Source organism: Paractinoplanes brasiliensis (genome assembly GCF_004362215.1).
In the GTDB taxonomy this organism is placed as follows: domain Bacteria; phylum Actinomycetota; class Actinomycetes; order Mycobacteriales; family Micromonosporaceae; genus Actinoplanes; species Actinoplanes brasiliensis.
On the sequence record NZ_SNWR01000001.1, the window covers coordinates 5367429 to 5386525 of the forward strand.

The window sequence follows — 19097 nt, forward strand, 5'->3', positions numbered from 1 at the left end:
TGTCTTGGCCCGCCCGCGCCTACGCTCGGAACGTGCTGCCGCCGCGCCGCTCGATCTCGACGACACGCTCATCGACCATCGTGAGGCGGTGAGCGCGCCGCTCGATCGGTGGCTGCCCGAGCTCGGCGTCGCGTCGGCCCCGGAGACCTTGGTGCCCTGGAACGAGGCTCAGGAGCGGCATCTGGTGGCCTGGCGCGAGCACCTCGACCGGCACGAGGCGGGGCCGCACGACGAGCCCGACCGCCTGACCACGTCGGCCGCCCTGCCCGCGGGGCCGGCCGGCTAGAGCGCGTTGATGCAGGCGACCTCGCGGTCCAGGGGGTCTTGGGCGCCGAGGTTGCGGCTCTTGATGACCAGTTCGCCGTCGTGTCCGGGGCCGCACAACGGCTTGGTCAGCCTCGCCACCTTGTGGGTCGGTTTGGTCTCGCCCTTGCCGTCGCAGCGCGCCTCCCCGGCGAACTGCTGATTCACGACCCGTACGCAGTCGCCGACCACCAGTCCCGGCCCGCCTCCGCCGCCGGGGTCGCCCGGGTGCGGCGGCTTGAGGTTGCGGACGCAGACGTGGGTGAACGCGGTCGTGCCCCGGTACTGACCGCTCATGTCGGATGTCTGGAACGCGTTGTCGGTGCCGTCGGGGCAGTCCACGTCGGCGGTGGCGCCGGCGACCGCGTTCCCGGCCCAATAGGCTGTGAGCACCTCGACCGTCGCGGCCGGGTCGTCGCAGGCGACCTTGTGCCAGCCCTCGGTCCGGGCCAGGCAGTCGCCCCGATCGAGGTCGTCGTCGAAAGTGGACGTGGCCGGGGCCGCGCCCGGCTCGGAGGAGGAGTCGCTGCAGCCGGTCAGGCCGATCAGCATGGCGCACACGATAAGCAGTCCCGGACGGCCGCGCATGGACGACACGCTATACGTCGCACGCCGGACCGCGTACGGGTTGCGATCTTCTTAGTAGGGTTCCGGGCCATGAAGGTGAGCGAGGAAGACGTTCGGATCCCGGGCGCGGGTCACGAGATCCGGGCCAAGGTGCTGGCGCCGGTCGGCGGCGGGAACTGGCCGGGACTGCTGCTCTACTCCGACATCTTCCAGCTGACCGAGTCGACGCTGCGGACGTGCCGGCGCCTGGCCGCGTACGGGCTGATCGTGTGTGTGCCCGAGATCTATCCGCGGGGTGAGCTGGCCGGGGTGGCGCTCGAGTTCGACGACGCCGGCAAGCGGGCCGGGCTGGCCGGTGCGGCCTCGATGACGACGGCCGAGTTCGACGAGGACAGGGTGAGCGTCCTCGACCACCTCGCGGGGCGTCCCGACGTCACCACCGTGCACGCCGCGGGCTACTGCTTGGGCGGGCACCTGGCTTTCCGGGCCGCGTTCGACGATCGGGTCGCCTCGACCGTCTGCTTCTATCCGACCGGCCTGCACAACGGCGCGCTCGGGGCCGACCAAGCCGACTCGCTGTCCCGCGCGGCCGGCATCACTGGCCAGCTGATGATCATCTTTGGGTCCCGTGACCCGCATGTGCCGGCCGCCGCGCGGGCCCAGATCGTCTCGGCGCTCTACGAGGCCGGCCACGAGGACCTGGAGCTGCACGTCTACGCCGGTGGCGAGCACGCGTTCATGCGCGACGCCGGCCCCCGCTACGACCCCGAGCTCACCGACCGCGGGCTCGACGAGGCCGTCTCGTTCCTGCGCGGCCGCTCGATCCCGTAGCCGGCCTCTCCACCCGGGCCGGATTTCCCCGTACGAGGTCGTCGTGCACCCGCCACCGCGCGACGGCAGCTTCCTTCTCCAGACGCCGTACGAGCTCAGCCGGCACCCAGTCGCACTCCCGGGGCCCGCGCCCGGCCGAGATCAGCAGGCGCACGCTCACGAACGGTCCCGCGTCTTGTAGGTGATCAGCGGGACGGTGACCGCGACCGGCGTGGCCAGCTCGTGCGCCACCAGGTCGCCGATCACCTGCTCGATGCGCTTGTAGGCCGTCGGCGCCTCCTCGAACAGCAGCTGCCGATCGCCGCACACGACCAAGGACCCCACCGCCGTACGCCGGAGCTCGGCCACCGTGTGTTTGGCCTTGTTGCGCCGCAGCGCGTCGGCGCGGGACATCTTGCGGCCGGCCCCGTGGGCGACCGAGAAGTTCGCCTCGGCGCCCGCATGCCCGGCGACCAGATAGGACGGGGTACCCCGGGTGCCCGCGATCAGCACGTCCCTGCCGTCGCCGGCGGCCGCGCCCTTGCGGTGCAGGTAGAGCCCGTCGCGGACCTCGACGAAGTTGTGGCACTCGTCGACGATCGGCTCGGCCGGTGCGGCCCCGAGCGCGTGCGCCACGCGAGCGGCCATGAGGCGGCGGTTCAGCGACCCCCACCGTACGGCGTCGTCGTGGGCCTGAAGATAGGCGGCGGGATCGGGGGCGGGGGCCGCGCCGTGCACCTCGGTGTGCGCCCGCAGGATGCTTTCGCCCAGCCCGCGCGAGCCGCTGTGCACGATGAGAACCAGGTCGCCCTTGCTCACCCGCCCCGCCTGCGGCACCGAGTCGACGCGGGCCAGCTCGACGAAGTGGTTGCCGCGGCCCACGGTGGCCAGGCCCTGGGTGTGACCGGCCGGGATGTCGTGCGGCCACTGTTCGTCGCCGGGGGTGAGCGCCCGGTCGAGGTCGGGGAAACGGGCGGCCAGCCGTTCGAGGTTGGGCCGCTTGAGCTTGATCGGGAAGACGGCGATGCCGCAGCCGATGTCCGAGCCCACCAGGAACGGGTGGAGCACCGACGACAGCATGGCGGCGCCGATGGGTGCGCCCTTGCCGGGGTGCAGGTCGGGCATGCCGGCGACGTGGCGCATGCCGTCGAGGGCGGCGACGCGGTGGCACTGGTCGACGGCGTCGGACTCGATCCAGCTGCCGGGAGAGCAGAATACCCGTACGGTGGCGGGTTTTTCGTTCATTTCGAACAAAACGGAAACTCCGGGTATGACGAAGTGGCGAAGGGCGCTCGGGCGGTTCGTCAGCACGTCATGAGCTGATCTTGTCGCGGCCCGTCCCGGGTGGCAATCGAATTACCGGGACGCCTCGATAGGCTGCCCGGATGCGTCGAGTAGTGGTGATCGGGGCGACCGGGCACACCGGCAGCTACCTCGTGCCCCGGCTGGTGCGGGCGGGCCACGAGGTCATCGCGGTGAGCCGCGGCGAGCGCACACCCCACCAGGACAGGCCCGAGTGGGAAGCCGTGCAACAGGTCGTCGCCGACCGTCGCGCCGAGGACGCCGAGGGCACGTTCGGCGAGCGGATCGCGGCCCTGCGCCCCGACGCCGTGATCGACATGATCTGCTTCACGCCCGACTCGGCCCGGCAGCTCGTCGAGGCCTTGCGCCCGACCCGGCCGCTGCTGGTGCACTGCGGCAGCATCTGGGTGCACGGCCCCGCCCAGCGCGTGCCGATCACCGAGGACGAGCCACGCACGCCGTACGGGGATTACGGCCTCGGAAAAGCAGCGATCGAGGAGCTGCTGCACCGCGAGACCCTGGCCGGCGGCGTCCCCAGCGTCGTGCTGCACCCCGGACACATCAGCGGCCCCGGCCGCCGCGCCATCACCCCGGCCGGCAACATGGACCCCGACGTGTGGCGCCGCCTGGCCGTGGGCGAGCCGGTGGCCCTGCCCGCGCTCGGCATGGGCATCCTCAACCACGTGCACGCCGACGACGTGGCCCAGGCCTTCGAACGGGCGCTGACCCGTCCCGCCGCCGCTGGCTCCAGCTTCCACGTCGTCGCCGAGCAGGCCATGACGTCCCGGGGACTGGCGACCGGGGTGGCCGCCTGGTTCGGCCGCACCCCCGTGCTGGAGTTCGTCGACTGGCCCGAGTTCGTCGACCGGGTGGGCGAGGAACACGCCGCCGTCACCCGCGAACACATCGAGCGTGGCATAGCGGCCGACATCACCCGGGCCCGCGACGTTCTCGGCTACGCCCCGCGTTACTCCTCGTTGGAGGCCATGCAGGGTTCGCTGCGCTGGATGGTCGCCCACAACCAGGCCGACGTGGGCGGTCAGTTCTTCTGAGCGCCACGACATCTTTTCCAGCGCCACGACGTTTTTCTCGAGCGCCCCGTCTTTACGAGCACCCTGTCTTTTACGAGCGCCCCGTCTTTACGAGCGCCACGACGTTCTTACTTGCGCCACGACGTTCTTACTTGCGCCGCGACTCTACGAGCGCCACGACGGCTTCTGAGCCCGTCACGACGTCGGACCCGCTTCGGCGTACGGGCGAAATGTCTTTTGCGCTTTCTTGTGGATCACGGTGGGGATCGTCGCGGCCGGCCGGACTAGTGTCGATCTATGGCGTGGGTGACGGCCGGGGTGGTGCTCGCCGCGGGGGCGGGCCGGCGCTACGGCATGCCCAAGGCCCTGATCCCGTACCCGGATCGGCTGCTGGTCGAACGCGCGGCGGACACCCTGCGTGAAGCCGGCGCCTCACCGGTCGTGGTGGTGCTCGGAGCCGACGCGCGGCGGGTGATCGAGGCCGCGCCCGGACTGCCGCAGACCGTGATCAACCCCGAGTGGGAGACCGGCATGGGCTCCTCGCTGCGGGCCGGGCTGCGGGCGCTGGACGGCTCACCGGCCGACGCGGCCGTGATCCTGCTGGTCGACATGCCGGGCATCACGGCCGGGGCGGTGCGGCGGGTGATCGCGTACTCGGGGCCGGACGCGCTGGTCATGGGCGGCTACGGCGGGCGGCGCGGGCATCCGGTGCTGCTCGGGCGCGAACACTGGGCCGGCGTCGTCGCGTCCGCGGTCGGCGATCAGGGCGCCAGGGGCTATCTCAAGGCCCACCCCGTACGGGTGGTGCCCGTCGACGATGTGGCCGACGACCTCGACCTCGACGTTCCGGAGCTGAACCCTCATGCGTGACGTGCTGGACAGGCTGCTGGGCTGGTGGGAGGCGGGCGAGCCGGTCGGGCTGGCCACGGTGACGGCGACCTGGTCGAGCGCGCCCCGCCAACCGGGCGCGGCCCTGGTCGTCGGCCCCGGCGGCGAGGTGGTGGGCAGTGTGTCCGGCGGGTGCGTCGAGGGCGCGGTCTACGAGCAGTGCCTCGAGGTGGTCGAGAGCGGCCAGGCCCGTACGCTGCGCTACGGCATCAGCGACGACGACGCGTACGAGGTCGGCCTGACCTGCGGCGGAATCATCGAGCTGCTGGTCGAACGGGTCGACCGGGAGTCGTTCCCGCAGTTGCCCGAGCTGGCCGCGGCGATCGGGCAGTCGCGACCGGTGGCGCTGGCGACCCGGCTCGACGACGCGCGCCACCTGCTGATAACGCCCGACGAGCGCACCGGCACGCTCGGCGCCGACCGTGTCGACGACGCCGTGACCGACGACGGTCGCGGGCAACTGGCCGCGGGACGTACGGGTGTACTCCACTACGGACCGTCCGGCGAGCGCCGCGGTGAAGGACTCTCCGTGCTGGTCGCCTCGTTCGCGCCCCCGGCCCGGATGCTCGTCTTCGGCGCCACCGACCACGCCGCCGCGACCGCCCGCATCGGGTCGTTCCTCGGCTATCACGTGACCGTCTGCGACGCGCGGCCCGTGTTCGCCACCGCCCGCCGTTTCCCCTCAGCCGGCCAGGTGGTGGTCGACTGGCCGCACCGCTATCTCAACGCCGAGGCCGAGGCGGGCCGGATCGACGAGCGGACCGTCCTGTGCGTGCTGACCCACGACCCCAAGTTCGACGTCCCGGTGCTCGAGGTAGCGCTGCGCCTGCCGGTCGCGTACGTGGGGGCGATGGGTTCCCGCCGCACCCACGACGACCGCACCAAACGCCTGCAGGAGGCCGGCCTGTCCGACGCCGACCTGTCCCGGCTTGCCTCCCCGGTCGGCCTCGACCTGGGCGCGCGCACCCCGGAGGAGACCGCGGTCAGCATCGCCGCCGAGATCGTGGCCCTGCGCTGGGGCGGCACCGGCGCCCGCCTGACCACGACCGACGGCCGCATCCACGCCGAGTAGGCGCCGTCCCCGGGTGACCGGTCACGAAGCGCGCAGGCGACGTTCGTTGATCTCCCACGTCATCACGTACAGCCGGATCATCTGGGCCAGGCTCTCGCCGGTGTCGAAGGTGAGCACGACGTGCCGGCCCGGGTCGCCGTGCGGGGCCTCGCGCACCGTGAGGATCGTCCCGGCCACCTCGACCTCGCCCGCGGCGCCGAGGGAGACGGCGGCGTTCAGCTCGTCGCCCGGGGCCAAGACGGCCGGTTCGTCGATCCAGCAGCGCAGGCCGCCCTCGCTGATGTCGAGCAGGGCGCCCACGAGGTGGGTCTCGGCGCCGGCGGCCGTGAGCCGGACGGGGACGCCGCCCCCGCCACGGACGTACTCACGGCGGTTGCTCTGACGCGGGGCCTCGACGGGAGCGAGCCGCCAGCGGAACGGCGGCTCGTCGGAAAGGTCGACCAGGCGGCTGGGGAGCACGATGCGCGTACGCGGTGTCGCCCAGAAGACGTCGAACTGCTGGCCGGGCCTGAACCCGGCCGGGCCGGCCGTCTCGAGCGGCGCGGCGACCGTGAAGGTCTCGCCGTCGACCGATTCGAGACGCGACCGGAAGTTCACTCCCTCGCCGAGCACGAGAAACATGGGCGAGCCGACGGCGGGAAGCTCGATGGCGGTGGCAGGGGAAACCACAACAGTCATGGGAAGGTGCACCTCGCGGCAGGGGATCCGGTCGAGGCTCCTGATCGGCCGCGGGCGCCGGGACGTGAGTGTTTCGCCGAGCGAAGAGGGCTCAGGTCACCGGGACGTGACCAGACCCCGCACGGCGGCCAGGCCCAGCGCCGTACGGGGGCGGTAGGCGGTGGTCCAGAGCCCGCCGTGGGCCGCCGACACTGCCTCGTCCTGCCACGCGGCAGGGGCGGCCGGGCGGGGCTTGCGGAGCTGGTGCACCAGCAGCAGGGCCATCAGGCGGTTCGCGGTGGCCGGCTCGAAGATCTCGACGTCGAAGAGGTGGGCGCCCGCGTACGCGGCGGCCAGCAGGCGGTTGCTGGTGACCGACCGGGTGCGGGTCGGCGGCGCCACGGCGAAGCTGACCACGCCCTCACGCCGGGTCACCGACGCCCGCCAGCGCTGGATGCGTTTGGCCAGCGCGTAGTTCGGGCCCTGCTGCGGCACCAGGCTGTCGTTGATCGCCTCGCCGGCGTAGTTGGGTTGCAGCAGCCGCCCGCCCGAGAGCGCGCCGGTCACCCGGGCCCGGCGCGAACGCGACTCGAAACGCGACCTCGACAGAGCAACCGCACCCGGCGGCACCGCGAAGACATCCGTCGGTGTGGCCAGAAAGGCGAGGGCCACATCGTCGCGGCGTTCGCGCAGGCGCACAGCTAGAGCGTCGACGGCCACCGAGAGCTTCGCGTACGCCGGCCCGGGCGCGTACACGTAGTTGCCCAGCACCAGCCGCCCCTCGATGCCTTCGAGCCAGTGCGCGACGGCGCCCAGCTCGGCCAGCAGGTCGGCGCCCGGCGCGCGACCGGGCCGCACGGGGGCGATCAGGCGGCCCGCGCCCGGCACGGCCGCGACCCGCTCCCACACCCGCGGCAGGTCAACCGCGACGACCGTGCCGCCCCACGCCAGCACGGCGGGCAGCGGGCCCATCTCGGCGCCCGCGCCCAGCATGACGAGCCGCTGGTCGGAAAGGTCAAGCCAGTCCGGGTTGGCGGCGACCTCCCGTACGGCGTCGGCGCACGACTGCTCGATCACACCCGCGGCCGTCCACGCCTCCAGCCGCCGCAGCAACTCCGCGCCGCGCAGCGCCTGCCCCCGATACGGCAGCACCACCTCGGTCTCGCGAGGCGCGTCACCGTCGACCGTGATCGTCTCGAACGGCTGCGACGGCGGTGCGATCTCGACCGGCATGCGCGAGCGCACCGACGCCAGGCCGGCCGCCGCGATGTCGTACCCGTCGGGCAGGCCCGCCGACATCAACGCCCGGAACGGCCCCAGGTAGCCGCGCCGCCAGTCCGTCACGGCGAGCGTGGCGTCGGCGGCGGCGGGATCGGCCACCCGCAGGGCGTCGGCGACCACGTGCCGGCCGAAGGAAGCGCTGCTGCGACGGCCGGACTCGTCCACGGGGAAGTCGATCACGGCGAGACAGTACCCGGGTTTCTGCCTCAGCCCTCCTGCCCCGGTCTCCTGCGTTGGGTCTCCTACCCAAGGAGGATGCGGCCTCCCACCGCCGGTCGCCGGTGGGGCCCGCGGGCGGGCGATCAGGCCCCCTGACCACGCGACGCTGCGGTCATGAGATGGCACCGACCGCTCCTGGTCCTCACCGCCGCCATGGCCGCGCTGACCCTGATCACCGTCGTCGGGATCGTCGCCGACGACCGCACCCTGCTCGGCGCCCCCGTCTGGCTCAAACCGTTCAAGTTCGCGATCTCGTTCGCCGTCTACGCCCTCACGCTGGCGTGGATGCTGGCCGTGCTGCCCCGCCGCAACCGCTTCGCCGACTGGTCAGCCACCGTCATCGTCGGCGTCTCGGTCATCGAGGTCGCCATCATCACCTTCCAGGCCGCGCGCGCCCACCGCAGCCACTTCAACGACTCCAACCCGTTCGACGAGCGTCTCTGGTCGATCATGGGCACTTCGATCCTGGTGCTGTTCCTCGCGCACCTCGCCATCGGAGTGGTAGCCCTGATCCAGCGCATCCCCAACCCCGTAGCCGCGTACGCGATCCGCCTCGGACTGCTGCTGTCGCTGCTCGGCATGCTGGCCGCGGTGCCGATGGTGACCCCGCTGCAGAACCCGGGAATCGAGGGCATCTCGGGCGCCCACGCTGTCGGGGTGCCCGACGGCGGCCCCGGCCTGCCCGTCACCGGCTGGAGCACCACCGGCGGCGACCTGCGCATCGGGCACTTCGTGGGCATGCACGGCCTGCAGTTCCTGCCCCTGCTGGCGATCCTGCTGACCCGGCGAACCCGCCTGCACGAACGGGCCCGCGCCCGCCTCATCCTGGTGGCCGGCGCCGCGTACGCGGGAATGGTGGTGCTCCTGACCTGGCAGGCGTTGCGCGGTCAGCCCCTGCTGCGCCCGGACGCCCTGACCCTGCTCGCGCTGGCCGCCCTGGTCCTGCTCACGGCCGCCGCCACCCTCACCGTCCTCAACACAAACCAATCGGCAAGCGCTCCCACCGTTCTCGGCTCGAGCCAATCCGTGGGTGCTCCTGCCGCGCCCCCGCGCGCCCCGCAACCGGTCGTTCTCGGCTCGTCTGTGGGTGCTCCCGCCGTTCTCGGCTCGTCCGTGGGCGCTCCCACCGTCCTCAGCTCGGACCGGTCCGCCGACGCCCAAACCGTGATCGGGTCGCCCCCAACCGCAGACGACGTCCGGTGGAGCCCAACCGCGGCCGACGCCCAGGCGGACCCGACCGCAGCCGGCGCTCAGACCATGGTCCAGCCGAACCGGACCGCCGTCGGCGACACAGTGATCGAGCCGAACCGGACCGCCGTCGGCGACACAGTGATCGAGTCGAACCGCAGCGCCGCCCCGGCACCCCACACCGCGACCGCCTCAGACCCTGCCACCGCCGCCCCGGCCACCCGCACCGTGATCAACTCAAACCGGAGTGAACAGAGTCCCACCCACCCGGGGGGCCACCTCCCCGCTGAGGATTCTGCCGGAGAACACCGATCTCTGCCGACCTCCGACGGCGACCTGTGGACAACTCCGCGCCTGTGGACAACGCGGAAGTGATCCTGGCCGAACCGCCTAGGCTCACCGTCATGGGCTGGCTCGGACGTCTCTTCGACAAGCGGGACACCTGGGCGCGCATGATCCTGCTCGACCTCACCGGGGTGAGCTACCTGCTCTTCAACCCGGACGAGCGTTATGCGCCCACGGTGACCCAATGGGTGCTCGCCGTGCTGGCGTTTGTCCTGCTCCCGCTGCTGGGGCGCCGGCCGTTCGCCAACCTGCTCGTGCAGACCGTTCTGCTCGTCATCGCGTACGTGCTGATCGACGACATCACGATCAACCAGGTCGGCAGCAGTTGGGCGCTGGGCGAGCTGGTGGTCTGGGCCGGCCGCACCCGCACCTTCGTGGCCGGCGCCGCGCTGCTCACCGTCGTGCACGTCGCTTTCGACGTGCTGCCCGGCGACGAACGGCTCAACGACGCCATCTTCAGCCTGGTCATCCCGATCGGGCTGCCGGTCCTGCTGGGCCTGGTGGTGCGCACCTCGCGTGAGCTCAGCCGCCAGGCCGAACACCGGGCCGCCATGGAGAGCCGCGCCGCCCGGGCGGACGAGCGCAGCGCGATCGCCCGCGAGCTGCACGACGTCGTCGCCCATCACGTGGCGTCGATGGTGCTGCGGGTCGGTGTGGCGCGGCACGTGATTCCCGACATCGATCCACGGGTCGGTGAGGTGCTCGACGACGTGCACGGCACCGGCACGACCGCGCTGGCCGACCTCCGGCGGCTGGTCGCGCTGCTGCGGGACGACGGCCAGGTGCAGGACGCGACGGCCACCGCGATCGAACCGGGTTCGTTGCCTGCCGCGCTGGGCTCGGCCGTGGACACCGCGCGGCGTGCCGGGATCACTGTCGAGGCCGATGTCGACGATGCGGTGGGGGCGATTGATTCCGTACGTGGTCTGGCAGTGCTCCGCCTCACCCAGGAAGCACTCACCAATGTGGCCAAACATGCCGGACCGTCCGCGCACGCGCGCCTGCGGGTCGCCGTCGATGCGGGTGACGTGATCTGGGAAGTGTCCGACGACGGTGGTCAGGGCCCCGGGCCGAAGCCTCCAGGGGGTGGCCACGGTCTGGTGGGGATGCGCGAGCGCGTCGAGGTGCTGGGCGGTGAGCTGACCGCGGGGGCGTCGGGGCCGGGCTGGCGGGTCGCGACCGTGCTGCCCGCCCACACGGAAGCGACGGCGTGACGTGGCGGGGGTTGTGCGCGGGGAGGACGGCGTGATGCGGCGGGGTGGTTGTGCGCGGGGAGGACGGCGTGATGCGGCGGGGTGGTTGTGCGCGGGGAGGACGGCGTGACGTGGTGGAGTGCTTGTGCGCGCCGAGGACGGCGTGACGCGGTGGGGCGGTTGCGCGCGGGCACATTTGGCGTAGGGCGGCGGCTTTGTTGCGGGAACACGGCGCGATGGAGCCTGAGCGGCGTGGGTTGTGGGGCTGAACACGGCGTGTGGGGTTGCGGCGTGGGTTGTGGGCTGAGCGCGCTGTGTGGGGTTGTGGGCTGAGTGCGGCGTGGGTTGTGGGCTGAGCGTTTGGTGTGGGGGTGTGGCGTGATCAGGGTGCTGCTGGTCGATGATCAGCAACTCATCCGGGCGGGGCTGCGGATGTTGTGCGACGCGGAGCCCGACATCGAGGTGGTGGGCGAGGCCGGCAACGGGCGGGAGGCGATCACCCTGGCCGGGCGGCTGGCGCCCGACGTCATCGTGATGGATCTGCGGATGCCGGGCGTCGACGGGATCAGCGCCACCAGCCGGGTGCTGGCCGAGCGTCCGGCTACCCGGGTTCTGGTGCTGACCACGTTCGGGGACGACGACCATCTCTATCCGGCGCTCAACGCGGGGGCCTGCGGGTTCCTGCTCAAGGACGCGCCGCCGGCCGAGCTGCTCAACGGGATCCGGCGGGCTGCGGCGGGGGACAGTCCGTTCAGCCGGGACGTGCTTCAGCGGCTGGTGCGGCGGGCCACCGACGCGGGGGCCGAGCGGCCGTCGCGGGTCGAGGGGTTGACCGCGCGGGAGCAGGACGTGCTCCGGCTGGTGGGGGAGGGGCTGTCGAACACGGAGATCGCCGAGCGGCTGCACATCGGGATCACCACCGTCAAGACGCACATCACCGCGCTGATGACCAAGACCGGCAGTCCCAACCGCGTACGGCTGGCTCTTGTCGCACACCGCGTGTAGGCGCCGGCGGCTCCGGGCGTGGAAAAGCCGGAGCCCCGTGGCGGCGGGACTCCGGCTTTGTCCTCGTTACATTATCGCGGCTCACCCACTGGCGTCCCGCGATCGGGCGTGTCAGCCTTGGCGGCCGTTCCAGCGCGGGTTCTTCCGGTTGATCACGACCTGGCGGCCGCGACGACGGGTCACCACACTGCCGGGCTTGGCCTTCAGCGAGCGCAGCGAGTTCCGGACCTTCATGACGGGTTCCTCTCTTGAAGCCGTACCGGTCAACGCTCGGGGCACGGCCGGTATTTCCGTGTGCGAGCCGGGTCTTTTCCTCACCTGACCAGGGCGAACGCCGATCAGGCGGCCATGCGAATGCGCACCCTTGCCGCCGCGGCCGCCGCAGCCGTCGTCATCGTCTCCGGCACCGCCCTGCCGGCGCAGGCCGCCGTGCCCGAGGGCAGCGTCGCCGGCGCGGGTCTGCCGGGTGCGATCCCGGGCCGCTACATCGTGACGCTGAACTCGCCGGCACCCGGCACGGCGTCGGCAATGTCGGCTCTGGGCGTGGCGTCGGCTTCAGGTGGGGCGTCGGCAATGTCGGCTCTGGACGTGGCGCCGGCACCCGGCACGGCGTCGGCAATGACGGCTCTGGGCGCGGCGTCGGCTTCAGCTGGGGCGTCGGCAGTGGCGGCTCTTGGTGCGGCGTCGGCGATGTCGGTCGACGGTGGCACGACCTTTGTCGCCGAGATGAACGCAACACAGGCCCGCCGCCTGGCCGCCGACCCGGGCGTGCGCTACGTCGAGCAGGATCGGATCCTCACCGTCCAGGGGACGCAGAAGAACCCGCCGTGGGGACTTGACCGCATCGACCAGCGGGCCGTGAAGGGCACGAAATCGTTCACGCCGACCGCGGACGGCAGCGCGGTGCACGCGTACGTGCTCGACACCGGCATCCGGATCACGCACGCCGACTTCGGTGGCCGGGCCTCATACGGCTACGACGCGATCACCGGCGCCTCGGCCGCGGGCGACTGCAACGGGCACGGGACCCATGTGGCCGGCACCATCGGGGGCCAGGTCTTCGGCGTGGCCAAGAAGGTGCGGCTGGTTTCGGTACGGGTGCTCAACTGCAAGGGCGAGGGCACGCTGTCACAGGTGATCAGCGGCGTGAACTGGGTGACCGCGCACGCCGTGAAGCCGGCCGTGGCCAACATGAGCGTGGGCGGCTCGTACAGCGCCTCGCTCAACGCGGCCGTGCAGCGCTCGATCAACTCCGGGGTCACGTACGTCGTGGCAGCCGGCAACGAGAACGTCAGCGCCGGCAAGATGAGTCCGGCCGGGTTGCGCGCGGCGATCACCGTTGGCGCCGGCGACGCGTCCGACCGCCGGGCCGTGTTCTCCAACTTCGGCCCGGTGCTCGACCTGTTCGCGCCCGGCGTCAACATTCGTTCCGACTTCTACGGCAGCAACACCATGACGGCCGTGGCCAGCGGCACCTCGATGGCCTCGCCGCATGTGGCCGGCGCCGCCGCCCTGGCCCTGGACGCGTCCCCGGCCATGACCCCGGCTCAGGTTTCCGCCTACCTGGTCAAGAACGCCACCCCCGGGAAGATCAAGGACGTCAAGGGCTCGCCCAACAAGCTCCTGTTCGTGGGGGCGCCGCCGGCCAAGCCTGTGATCACGAGTTCCGCGCTCACCGTGACCGCGGGGCAGGCGTACTCGGGCAAGCTCACGCTCAAGGCAGCCCGCAACGGCGCCTGGACTGTCACGGCGGGCCGCCTGCCTACGGGCCTGACGCTGTGGCCGAGCGGCAGAATCACCGGCAAGCCGGTCGCGCCGGGCACGGCCACTGTGACGGTTCGTTTCACCGACTACGTCCCGCAGTCGGTCAGCCGCACGCTCACCGTGTCGGTCCGCAGGACCGCGCCGGTGATCTCGACGGGGTGGCTGCCGGACGGTTCGCCCGGCGACCACTACTCGCAGATGCTGACCGTCGCGGACGGACGGCCGGGCACCTGGTCGGTCGTGGGCGGGCAGTTGCCGTCCGGGTTGTCGCTGGCCGCGAACGGCTTGATCTCGGGGTCGCCGGAGGGATCGTCGAGCTTCACGGTCGCCTTCACCGACGGCTGGGGCACGCGAGCAACCGCCACCCTGACGATCAACGTCGCGTGAACACCGGCCCTGGTGTATGAGTGCGGGCGTTCCTGACGGCGGCGGAACGGGTTCGGCCCGCTCGGTGGCCGGGGGCAGGGCGCCGCCGAGCGGGACGAGCCGTCTTGTGCGTTTGTTGCCGTCCGGGCCGGCCCGGGGCGGTAGGGCCAAGATCGGACAGGCGAAAGCTACGCACGGTGGCTGTCAGCGCGCTGTCACGACCCTGTGGGGGAGCTGAAAGTGGCGGCGTACTTCTCCGCGAGGGCCGCCGTCTCCGCCAGCTCGGCCTCCACGACCGGCAGGCCGGGGGCGACGTCGGCGCCGAGTTCGGTGAGCAGTTGCCGTAGCAGGGCCTCGGCCGCGGCGGCCTGCGGGGCGACACCGGCCGTGACCACCGGTACGGCCCGTTTGCCGGCCAGCGCCTGGGCGGGCAGTTGGTCGAGCAGCACCTTGAGCACACCGGTGTAGCTGCCCTTGTACGTCGGGGTCGCGACCACCAGCACGTCGGCCTCGCGGAGCGCGGTCACGGCCTCCGCGGTCGCTGCGTCGCCGGGGGTGAGCAGGCCGGGGCCCAGGTCGCCGACCTCGATGACGGTCGGTTGGGACGAGCCGGCCAGGGCGTTCCCGACGGCGACGGCCAGCGTGGAGGTTCGGGAGCCGGGACGGGGGTTGCCGGACACGACGACGTACTGAGTCATGACTCTCCTTAGGGCAAGCGCGAGAACAAAATCCTAGTTCACCTACGGGATATGGCAAGAAATAGTGCTGACGGGCGCGGGGTGGGGCAGGTGACGAGCGTGCGGATCGAGCGGTTCGGCGGGCCGGTTCCACCCGTTCGGGCGTACGACGCGCCGGTCGGGTCTTAACCTACCTTGCACATAGGAGATATATTATTCGGGCCGCTACCGGAGGGAGAACCCCATGTCCGCGCTCGCCGTTGCCCACCCAGCCGTTCCGCGCCGCCGTCTCCGCCCCGTGCCCGACCTCGTCCCCGAGGCCGCCACGGACTCGCCCGTCACCGTGACCATCAACATCTCCGGCGCCGGGGCCGGGCGTGACCGGGTCGTCGCCGCGCTGCGTGACCTCGTGGACGCCGTGGGCCAGGCGGCGCAGGTGACCCTCTCGGATCCCGGCGGGGCGGACGGGCTGAGACTCGATCCCGGCGCCCGTACCGCGATTCGGGACGGCAAGGCGCTCGACCTCAGCCGCCTGGAGTACGACCTGCTGCTGTTCCTCGCCCGGCACCCGCGGCAGGTGTTCAGCCGCAGTCAGTTGCTCGCGCAGGTGTGGGGGCACACGCACACCACCAACCGCACCGTCGACGTGCACGTCAGCCGGCTGCGCACCAAGCTCGCCGACCCCGAGGTGGTCACCACCGTCTACGGCCTGGGCTACCGGTTGGCCGACGACTGTGGCGTGACGGTGGTCGAGCCGTGACGACGGTCGCCGTCGTGGGGGGTGGTTGTGCCGGCGTGCTGGCCACCCGCGAGCTGCTGAGCAACACCGACAGCCGGGTGGTGCTGATCGAGCCGGACGAGCCGGGGGGTGGGCTGGCCTACGGGGCGGCTCGGCCCTGGCACCTGCTCAACTCGCGAGCGGGGGCGATGAGCGCTGACCCCCGCGATCCCGGCCATTTCGCCCGTTGGGCAGAATGCTCGGCCGACGACTTCCGGCCACGGCTGGAGTATGGCCGGTACCTCAGAGCCGTCTTTTCCGACATCTCCGGTAGATCGGGAACGCGGCTCACCGTGCGCCGGTCACGTGCGGCGGGGCTGTCGGCCACCGGCGTCGTGCTGGCGGACGGCAGGGAAGTCAGGGCCGATCACGTCGTCGCGGCAACCGGCAACCCCGCCCCGGCTCAGCCCGCGGCCTGCCCCGACCACCCCGACTACGTCGCCGACCCGTGGGCCAAGGGCGCGATCGAGGCGATCCCGTCGGACGTGCCGGTGCTGCTGATCGGGGCGGGGCTGACCGCGATCGACGTGGCGCTCACGCTCACCGAGGGCGACCGGGACGCGCCGATCACCGCGGTGAGCCGCCGGGGCCAGTTGCCGCTGACCCACACGGCGGTGGCCGCCCCGCCGGTCGGTCCGGTGCTCGACGACTGCATGACGCTGCGTGACGTCGTACGGGCGGTGCGGGCCGAGGCGGCGCGGGCCGGGGACTGGCGTGCCGTGGTGGACGGCCTGCGCCCGTACCTGGACGAACTGTGGACTGCCTTCACGCCCGACGAGCAGGACGCGTTCCTGCGGCATCTGGCCCGTCCCTGGGAATGTCACCGTCACCGGATGGCGCCCTCGGTCGGGGCGCGCGTGGCCACGCTGCGTGAGGAGGGGCGCCTCGAGGTTCGCGCCGGGGGCGTCCGCTCGATGAGCGCTCCGCCCGCCGGTGGCCTGCTGGTCGAGCTCGAGGCTGGGGTGCAGTGGTTCGGCGCGGTCGTCAACTGCGCCGGTCCCGGCCGGCTGCCCGGCGCGGCCGGGTCGTTCGTCGGCGGCCTGCTCGACGCCGGGCAGGCCCGGGTCGGCCCGCACGGGCTGGGACTCGACATCGACGCGTCCGGACGGCTCGTTGCGGCCGACGGGCGGGTGCAGGGTGATCGCTGGCTGATCGGGCCGCTGCGCCGCGGGGCCAAGTGGGAGACGACCGCGGTGCCCGAGATCCGGGCGCAGGCCCATAACCTCACCATCCCGGTTGGATAATACGATTCGTGCTATGTGGGGGTGTTTGAGCAGCTCAGGGCGGTTGTGAACGAGCTTGTGGCAACCATTGCCGACTCTTGAACGTGCATAGAGAAGTGTCAATACTCCGAGGGCAAGTGGTACGCCGGATCCGGTGTACCCCCACCCCCCCTGGGAGGAACCCCGTGCTCAACCGGAAGCTGCGCCGGCCGATCGTCGGCCTTGCTGCCTGCATGCTCGTCGGCACCGGACTTGCCGCGTCACCCGCCTCGGCGGCCCCTGCCGGAGACCCCTCGTTCGCCCCCTCGGCCCTCGCCGCCAAGATCGACGCCCAGTTCGGCGTCAACGTGGCCGGCTCGTTCATCGACGACGCCGGCAAGGTGGTTGTCAACGTCACCGACGCCGCCACCGCCAAGTCGGTGAAGGCCGCCGGCGCCACCCCGCGCTTCGTGACCCGTACGGGCGCCCAGCTGGCCGCCGCGGACAACGCCCTGAAGAGCTCGCTCAAGACCCCCGGCACGGCGTTCGCCGTCGACCCGGTCAGCAACCAGGTCGTCGTCGAGGTGGACAGCACGGTCACCGGCGCCTCCCTGGCCGCCGTCGAGGCCACCGTGGCCAAGCTCGGCGACAGCGCCCGCATCGTCCGGACCGAGGGCGCGCTGAGCACGAACATCAGCGGCGGCGACGCCATCTACGCCGGTGGCGGCCGGTGCTCCCTCGGCTTCAACGTGCGCTCCGGCAGCACGTACTACTTCCTGACCGCGGGCCACTGCACCAACATCGGCTCGACCTGGACGAACGGCTCGACGACCCTCGGCACCCGCGCGGGCAGCAGCTTCCCGGGCAACGACTACGGCATCGTCCGCTACACCAACACCTCGATCGCCAAGGACGGTACGGTCGCCTCGCAGGACATCACCTCGGCCGGCACCCCGGCCGTCGGAGCCACGGTCTACCGGCGCGGTTCCACCACCGGCACCCGCTCGGGCCGGGTCACCGCCCTCAACAGCACCGTGAACTACGCCGAGGGTTCCGTCTCGGGCCTGATCCGCACCACGGTCTGCGCCCAGCCCGGCGACAGCGGCGGCCCGCTCTACTCCGGCACCACGGCCCTGGGCCTGACCTCCGGCGGCAGCGGCAACTGCTCCACCGGCGGCACCACGTACTTCCAGCCGGTCGTCGAGGCCCTGAACGTCTACGGCGTCCAGGTCTACTGACCATCGCGTGAAAAGGGGCCCCACCGGGGCCCCTTTTTCGTGCCCACCGAATCTTCAGCTGGGCCGGTCTTCAGCCGATCTTGCGGGTTACCTGAGCGGCGTATGGTCGCTCCCACCCGCGAGGAGCTTTGGTGCTGCGTTCGAGCAAGCGAGCGGCGGCCGAGCAGGCCCATGTCGATCTGGCGGAGGCCCGAGCCGACGTCCAGGCGGTCACGGCGATCATGAGCGCGATGGAAAAGGCCACGACTCCGGAGCAAGCCGTCGGCGAAGCACTGAACCTGGTTCGCGGCTTGCTCGGCTGGGCCTACGGCTCCTACTGGCAGCTCGACGCGCCCGACAAGGTGCTGCGTTTCGCCCAGGAGAGCGGCCAGGTCAACGAGGATTTCCGCCGGGTCACGCTCGAGGCTTCCTTCGCCGAGGGCGTAGGGCTGTCGGGCCGCGCCTGGCGCAGCCGGGACCTGGTCTTCGTCACCAACATCGCCGACGTCACCGACTGCGTCCGTGCGCCGGTCGCCGCCCGTTCCGGGGTGCACAGTGGTGTCTGCTTCCCGCTGATCGAGGATGACAAGGTCGTCGGGACGATGGACTTCTTCGCCACGGAGGAGCTGCATCTCTCCGAGGCCCGGCTGTCGGTGCTGCGGGCCGTCGGGCAGCTCGTGTCGGGCGCCCTGGCTCGGCTGCACGAACAGGTCCGGCAGGAGAAGGCCGCCCAGGACGTCGAGGCTGTGTCCGAGGTGATCCGCGAGCTGACCGCGTCGACCAGCCGCGACGCCGCCCTGCGGTCCGCCCTCGAGATCATCCGCAGGGACTTCGACTGGCAGTACGGCTCGTTCTGGCAGCTCGACGAGGACGAGGGCGTGCTGCGATTCGCGCTGGAGTCGGGTGACGCCGGAGCCGAGTTCCGTCGTGTGACCATGTCCGCCTCCTTCGCCAAGGGCGTCGGCCTGTCCGGCCGGACCTGGGCCCGCGGCGACCTGGTCTTCGTGGAGGACCTGGGCGAGCTGACCGACTGCGTCCGCCGGCCCGCCGCCCAGGCTGCCGGCGTCAAGTCGGGCGTCTGTCTGCCGATCAGGGTGGGCGGAAAGATCATCGGCACCATGGACTTCTTCGCGACCCGGACACTGATCATGTATCCGGGCCGCGAGAGCGCGCTCCGCAACACCGCGTTCCTCGTCGGGCAGGCGCTGGAGCGTTTCACCTCGGCCGAGCAG

Annotated in this window: 18 protein-coding genes and 1 pseudogene; 13 read left to right on the forward strand and 6 right to left on the reverse strand. The window is 71.8% G+C overall.

Annotated elements, in window-relative coordinates; all coding sequences use genetic code 11:
- Window positions 1–88: 88 nt before the first annotated feature.
- A complete protein-coding gene (locus tag C8E87_RS24415) occupies window positions 89–286 on the forward strand; it encodes a hypothetical protein (RefSeq protein ID WP_133875243.1) in 198 nt (65 codons plus the stop codon).
- Here the strand turns inward: C8E87_RS24415 and C8E87_RS24420 are convergent.
- A complete protein-coding gene (locus tag C8E87_RS24420) occupies window positions 283–855 on the reverse strand; it encodes a hypothetical protein (RefSeq protein ID WP_133875244.1) in 573 nt (190 codons plus the stop codon). The genes C8E87_RS24415 and C8E87_RS24420 overlap by 4 nt on opposite strands.
- Window positions 856–960: 105 nt before the next feature.
- Here C8E87_RS24420 and C8E87_RS24425 point away from each other — a divergent pair, with 105 nt between their 5' ends.
- Entirely contained in the window at window positions 961–1701 is a 741-nt protein-coding gene (locus C8E87_RS24425; protein WP_133875245.1) for a dienelactone hydrolase family protein, read from the forward strand.
- Window positions 1702–1857: 156 nt separating this feature from the next.
- Here C8E87_RS24425 and C8E87_RS24430 read toward each other — a convergent pair whose 3' ends face one another.
- Window positions 1858–2925, reverse strand: coding sequence for an RNA ligase RtcB family protein (locus C8E87_RS24430; RefSeq protein WP_133875246.1), 1068 nt, complete (start codon window positions 2923–2925; stop codon window positions 1858–1860).
- Window positions 2926–3065: 140 nt separating this feature from the next.
- Between C8E87_RS24430 and C8E87_RS24435 the strand changes: the two genes are divergently transcribed.
- From C8E87_RS24435 to C8E87_RS24445, 3 genes are all read left to right on the forward strand, one after another.
- Entirely contained in the window at window positions 3066–4034 is a 969-nt protein-coding gene (locus C8E87_RS24435) for an NAD-dependent epimerase/dehydratase family protein (RefSeq protein WP_133875247.1), read from the forward strand.
- Window positions 4035–4310: 276 nt separating this feature from the next.
- Complete coding sequence (locus C8E87_RS24440; protein WP_133875248.1) at window positions 4311–4883, forward strand: nucleotidyltransferase family protein; 573 nt, start codon at window positions 4311–4313, stop codon at window positions 4881–4883.
- A complete protein-coding gene (locus C8E87_RS24445) occupies window positions 4876–5973 on the forward strand; it encodes an XdhC family protein (RefSeq protein WP_133875249.1) in 1098 nt (365 codons plus the stop codon). Before C8E87_RS24440 ends, C8E87_RS24445 begins: the two co-directional genes overlap by 8 nt.
- A gap of 21 nt (window positions 5974–5994) precedes the next feature.
- On the opposite strand, the gene C8E87_RS24450 is transcribed toward C8E87_RS24445, so the two are convergent.
- Together C8E87_RS24450 and C8E87_RS24455 are read right to left on the reverse strand one after the other, a co-directional pair.
- Window positions 5995–6651 carry a flagellar brake protein gene (locus C8E87_RS24450; RefSeq protein WP_133875250.1) on the reverse strand — a complete coding sequence of 219 codons (657 nt, stop codon included), beginning with the start codon at window positions 6649–6651 and terminating at the stop codon, window positions 5995–5997.
- A gap of 96 nt (window positions 6652–6747) precedes the next feature.
- Complete coding sequence (locus tag C8E87_RS24455; RefSeq protein WP_203720469.1) at window positions 6748–8091, reverse strand: hypothetical protein; 1344 nt, start codon at window positions 8089–8091, stop codon at window positions 6748–6750.
- Window positions 8092–8244: 153 nt separating this feature from the next.
- Between C8E87_RS24455 and C8E87_RS46675 the strand changes: the two genes are divergently transcribed.
- From C8E87_RS46675 to C8E87_RS24470, 3 genes are all read left to right on the forward strand, one after another.
- Entirely contained in the window at window positions 8245–9693 is a 1449-nt protein-coding gene (locus C8E87_RS46675) for a hypothetical protein (RefSeq protein WP_307870533.1), read from the forward strand.
- A 29-nt stretch (window positions 9694–9722) separates the two neighbouring features.
- A complete protein-coding gene (locus tag C8E87_RS24465) occupies window positions 9723–10877 on the forward strand; it encodes a sensor histidine kinase (protein ID WP_133875251.1) in 1155 nt (384 codons plus the stop codon).
- A gap of 357 nt (window positions 10878–11234) precedes the next feature.
- Entirely contained in the window at window positions 11235–11861 is a 627-nt protein-coding gene (locus C8E87_RS24470) for a response regulator transcription factor (RefSeq protein ID WP_133875252.1), read from the forward strand.
- Between the two features lie 111 nt (window positions 11862–11972).
- On the opposite strand, the gene C8E87_RS24475 is transcribed toward C8E87_RS24470, so the two are convergent.
- Entirely contained in the window at window positions 11973–12095 is a 123-nt protein-coding gene (locus C8E87_RS24475; protein ID WP_133875253.1) for a ribosomal protein bL36, read from the reverse strand.
- Window positions 12096–12209: 114 nt separating this feature from the next.
- On the opposite strand from C8E87_RS24475, the gene C8E87_RS24480 reads away from it, so the two are divergent.
- Window positions 12210–14012 carry a S8 family serine peptidase gene (locus C8E87_RS24480; RefSeq protein ID WP_239079911.1) on the forward strand — a complete coding sequence of 601 codons (1803 nt, stop codon included), beginning with the start codon at window positions 12210–12212 and terminating at the stop codon, window positions 14010–14012.
- Between the two features lie 194 nt (window positions 14013–14206).
- Here C8E87_RS24480 and C8E87_RS24485 read toward each other — a convergent pair whose 3' ends face one another.
- Window positions 14207–14689, reverse strand: coding sequence for an NADPH-dependent FMN reductase (locus C8E87_RS24485; RefSeq protein ID WP_133875254.1), 483 nt, complete (start codon window positions 14687–14689; stop codon window positions 14207–14209).
- 223 nt (window positions 14690–14912) lie between these two features.
- Between C8E87_RS24485 and C8E87_RS24490 the strand changes: the two genes are divergently transcribed.
- From C8E87_RS24490 to C8E87_RS46975, 4 genes and pseudogenes are all read left to right on the forward strand, one after another.
- Window positions 14913–15428 carry a winged helix-turn-helix domain-containing protein gene (locus C8E87_RS24490; protein ID WP_133875255.1) on the forward strand — a complete coding sequence of 172 codons (516 nt, stop codon included), beginning with the start codon at window positions 14913–14915 and terminating at the stop codon, window positions 15426–15428.
- Window positions 15425–16690, forward strand: a complete 1266-nt coding sequence (locus C8E87_RS24495) for an FAD/NAD(P)-binding protein (protein WP_133875256.1) — start codon at window positions 15425–15427, stop codon at window positions 16688–16690. Before C8E87_RS24490 ends, C8E87_RS24495 begins: the two co-directional genes overlap by 4 nt.
- A 164-nt stretch (window positions 16691–16854) precedes the next feature.
- Entirely contained in the window at window positions 16855–17886 is a 1032-nt protein-coding gene (locus C8E87_RS24500; RefSeq protein WP_239079912.1) for a S1 family peptidase, read from the forward strand.
- Window positions 17887–18116: 230 nt separating this feature from the next.
- Window positions 18117–19064 (forward strand): annotated as a pseudogene (locus C8E87_RS46975) (GAF domain-containing protein); the annotation flags it as partial.
- Between the last annotated feature and the right edge of the window lie 33 nt (window positions 19065–19097).

Coding starts and splice junctions, on each gene's coding strand:
- C8E87_RS24420 (WP_133875244.1), bottom strand. CDS start 855: ATGCTGATCGGCCTGACCGGCTGCAGCGACTCCTCCTCCGAGCCGGGC.
- C8E87_RS24425 (WP_133875245.1), top strand. CDS start 961: ATGAAGGTGAGCGAGGAAGACGTTCGGATCCCGGGCGCGGGTCACGAG.
- C8E87_RS24430 (WP_133875246.1), bottom strand. CDS start 2,925: ATGAACGAAAAACCCGCCACCGTACGGGTATTCTGCTCTCCCGGCAGC.
- C8E87_RS24435 (WP_133875247.1), top strand. CDS start 3,066: ATGCGTCGAGTAGTGGTGATCGGGGCGACCGGGCACACCGGCAGCTAC.
- C8E87_RS24440 (WP_133875248.1), top strand. CDS start 4,311: ATGGCGTGGGTGACGGCCGGGGTGGTGCTCGCCGCGGGGGCGGGCCGG.
- C8E87_RS24445 (WP_133875249.1), top strand. CDS start 4,876: ATGCGTGACGTGCTGGACAGGCTGCTGGGCTGGTGGGAGGCGGGCGAG.
- C8E87_RS24450 (WP_133875250.1), bottom strand. CDS start 6,651: ATGACTGTTGTGGTTTCCCCTGCCACCGCCATCGAGCTTCCCGCCGTC.
- C8E87_RS46675 (WP_307870533.1), top strand. CDS start 8,245: ATGAGATGGCACCGACCGCTCCTGGTCCTCACCGCCGCCATGGCCGCG.
- C8E87_RS24465 (WP_133875251.1), top strand. CDS start 9,723: ATGGGCTGGCTCGGACGTCTCTTCGACAAGCGGGACACCTGGGCGCGC.
- C8E87_RS24475 (WP_133875253.1), bottom strand. CDS start 12,095: ATGAAGGTCCGGAACTCGCTGCGCTCGCTGAAGGCCAAGCCCGGCAGT.
- C8E87_RS24480 (WP_239079911.1), top strand. CDS start 12,210: ATGCGAATGCGCACCCTTGCCGCCGCGGCCGCCGCAGCCGTCGTCATC.
- C8E87_RS24485 (WP_133875254.1), bottom strand. CDS start 14,689: ATGACTCAGTACGTCGTCGTGTCCGGCAACCCCCGTCCCGGCTCCCGA.
- C8E87_RS24490 (WP_133875255.1), top strand. CDS start 14,913: ATGTCCGCGCTCGCCGTTGCCCACCCAGCCGTTCCGCGCCGCCGTCTC.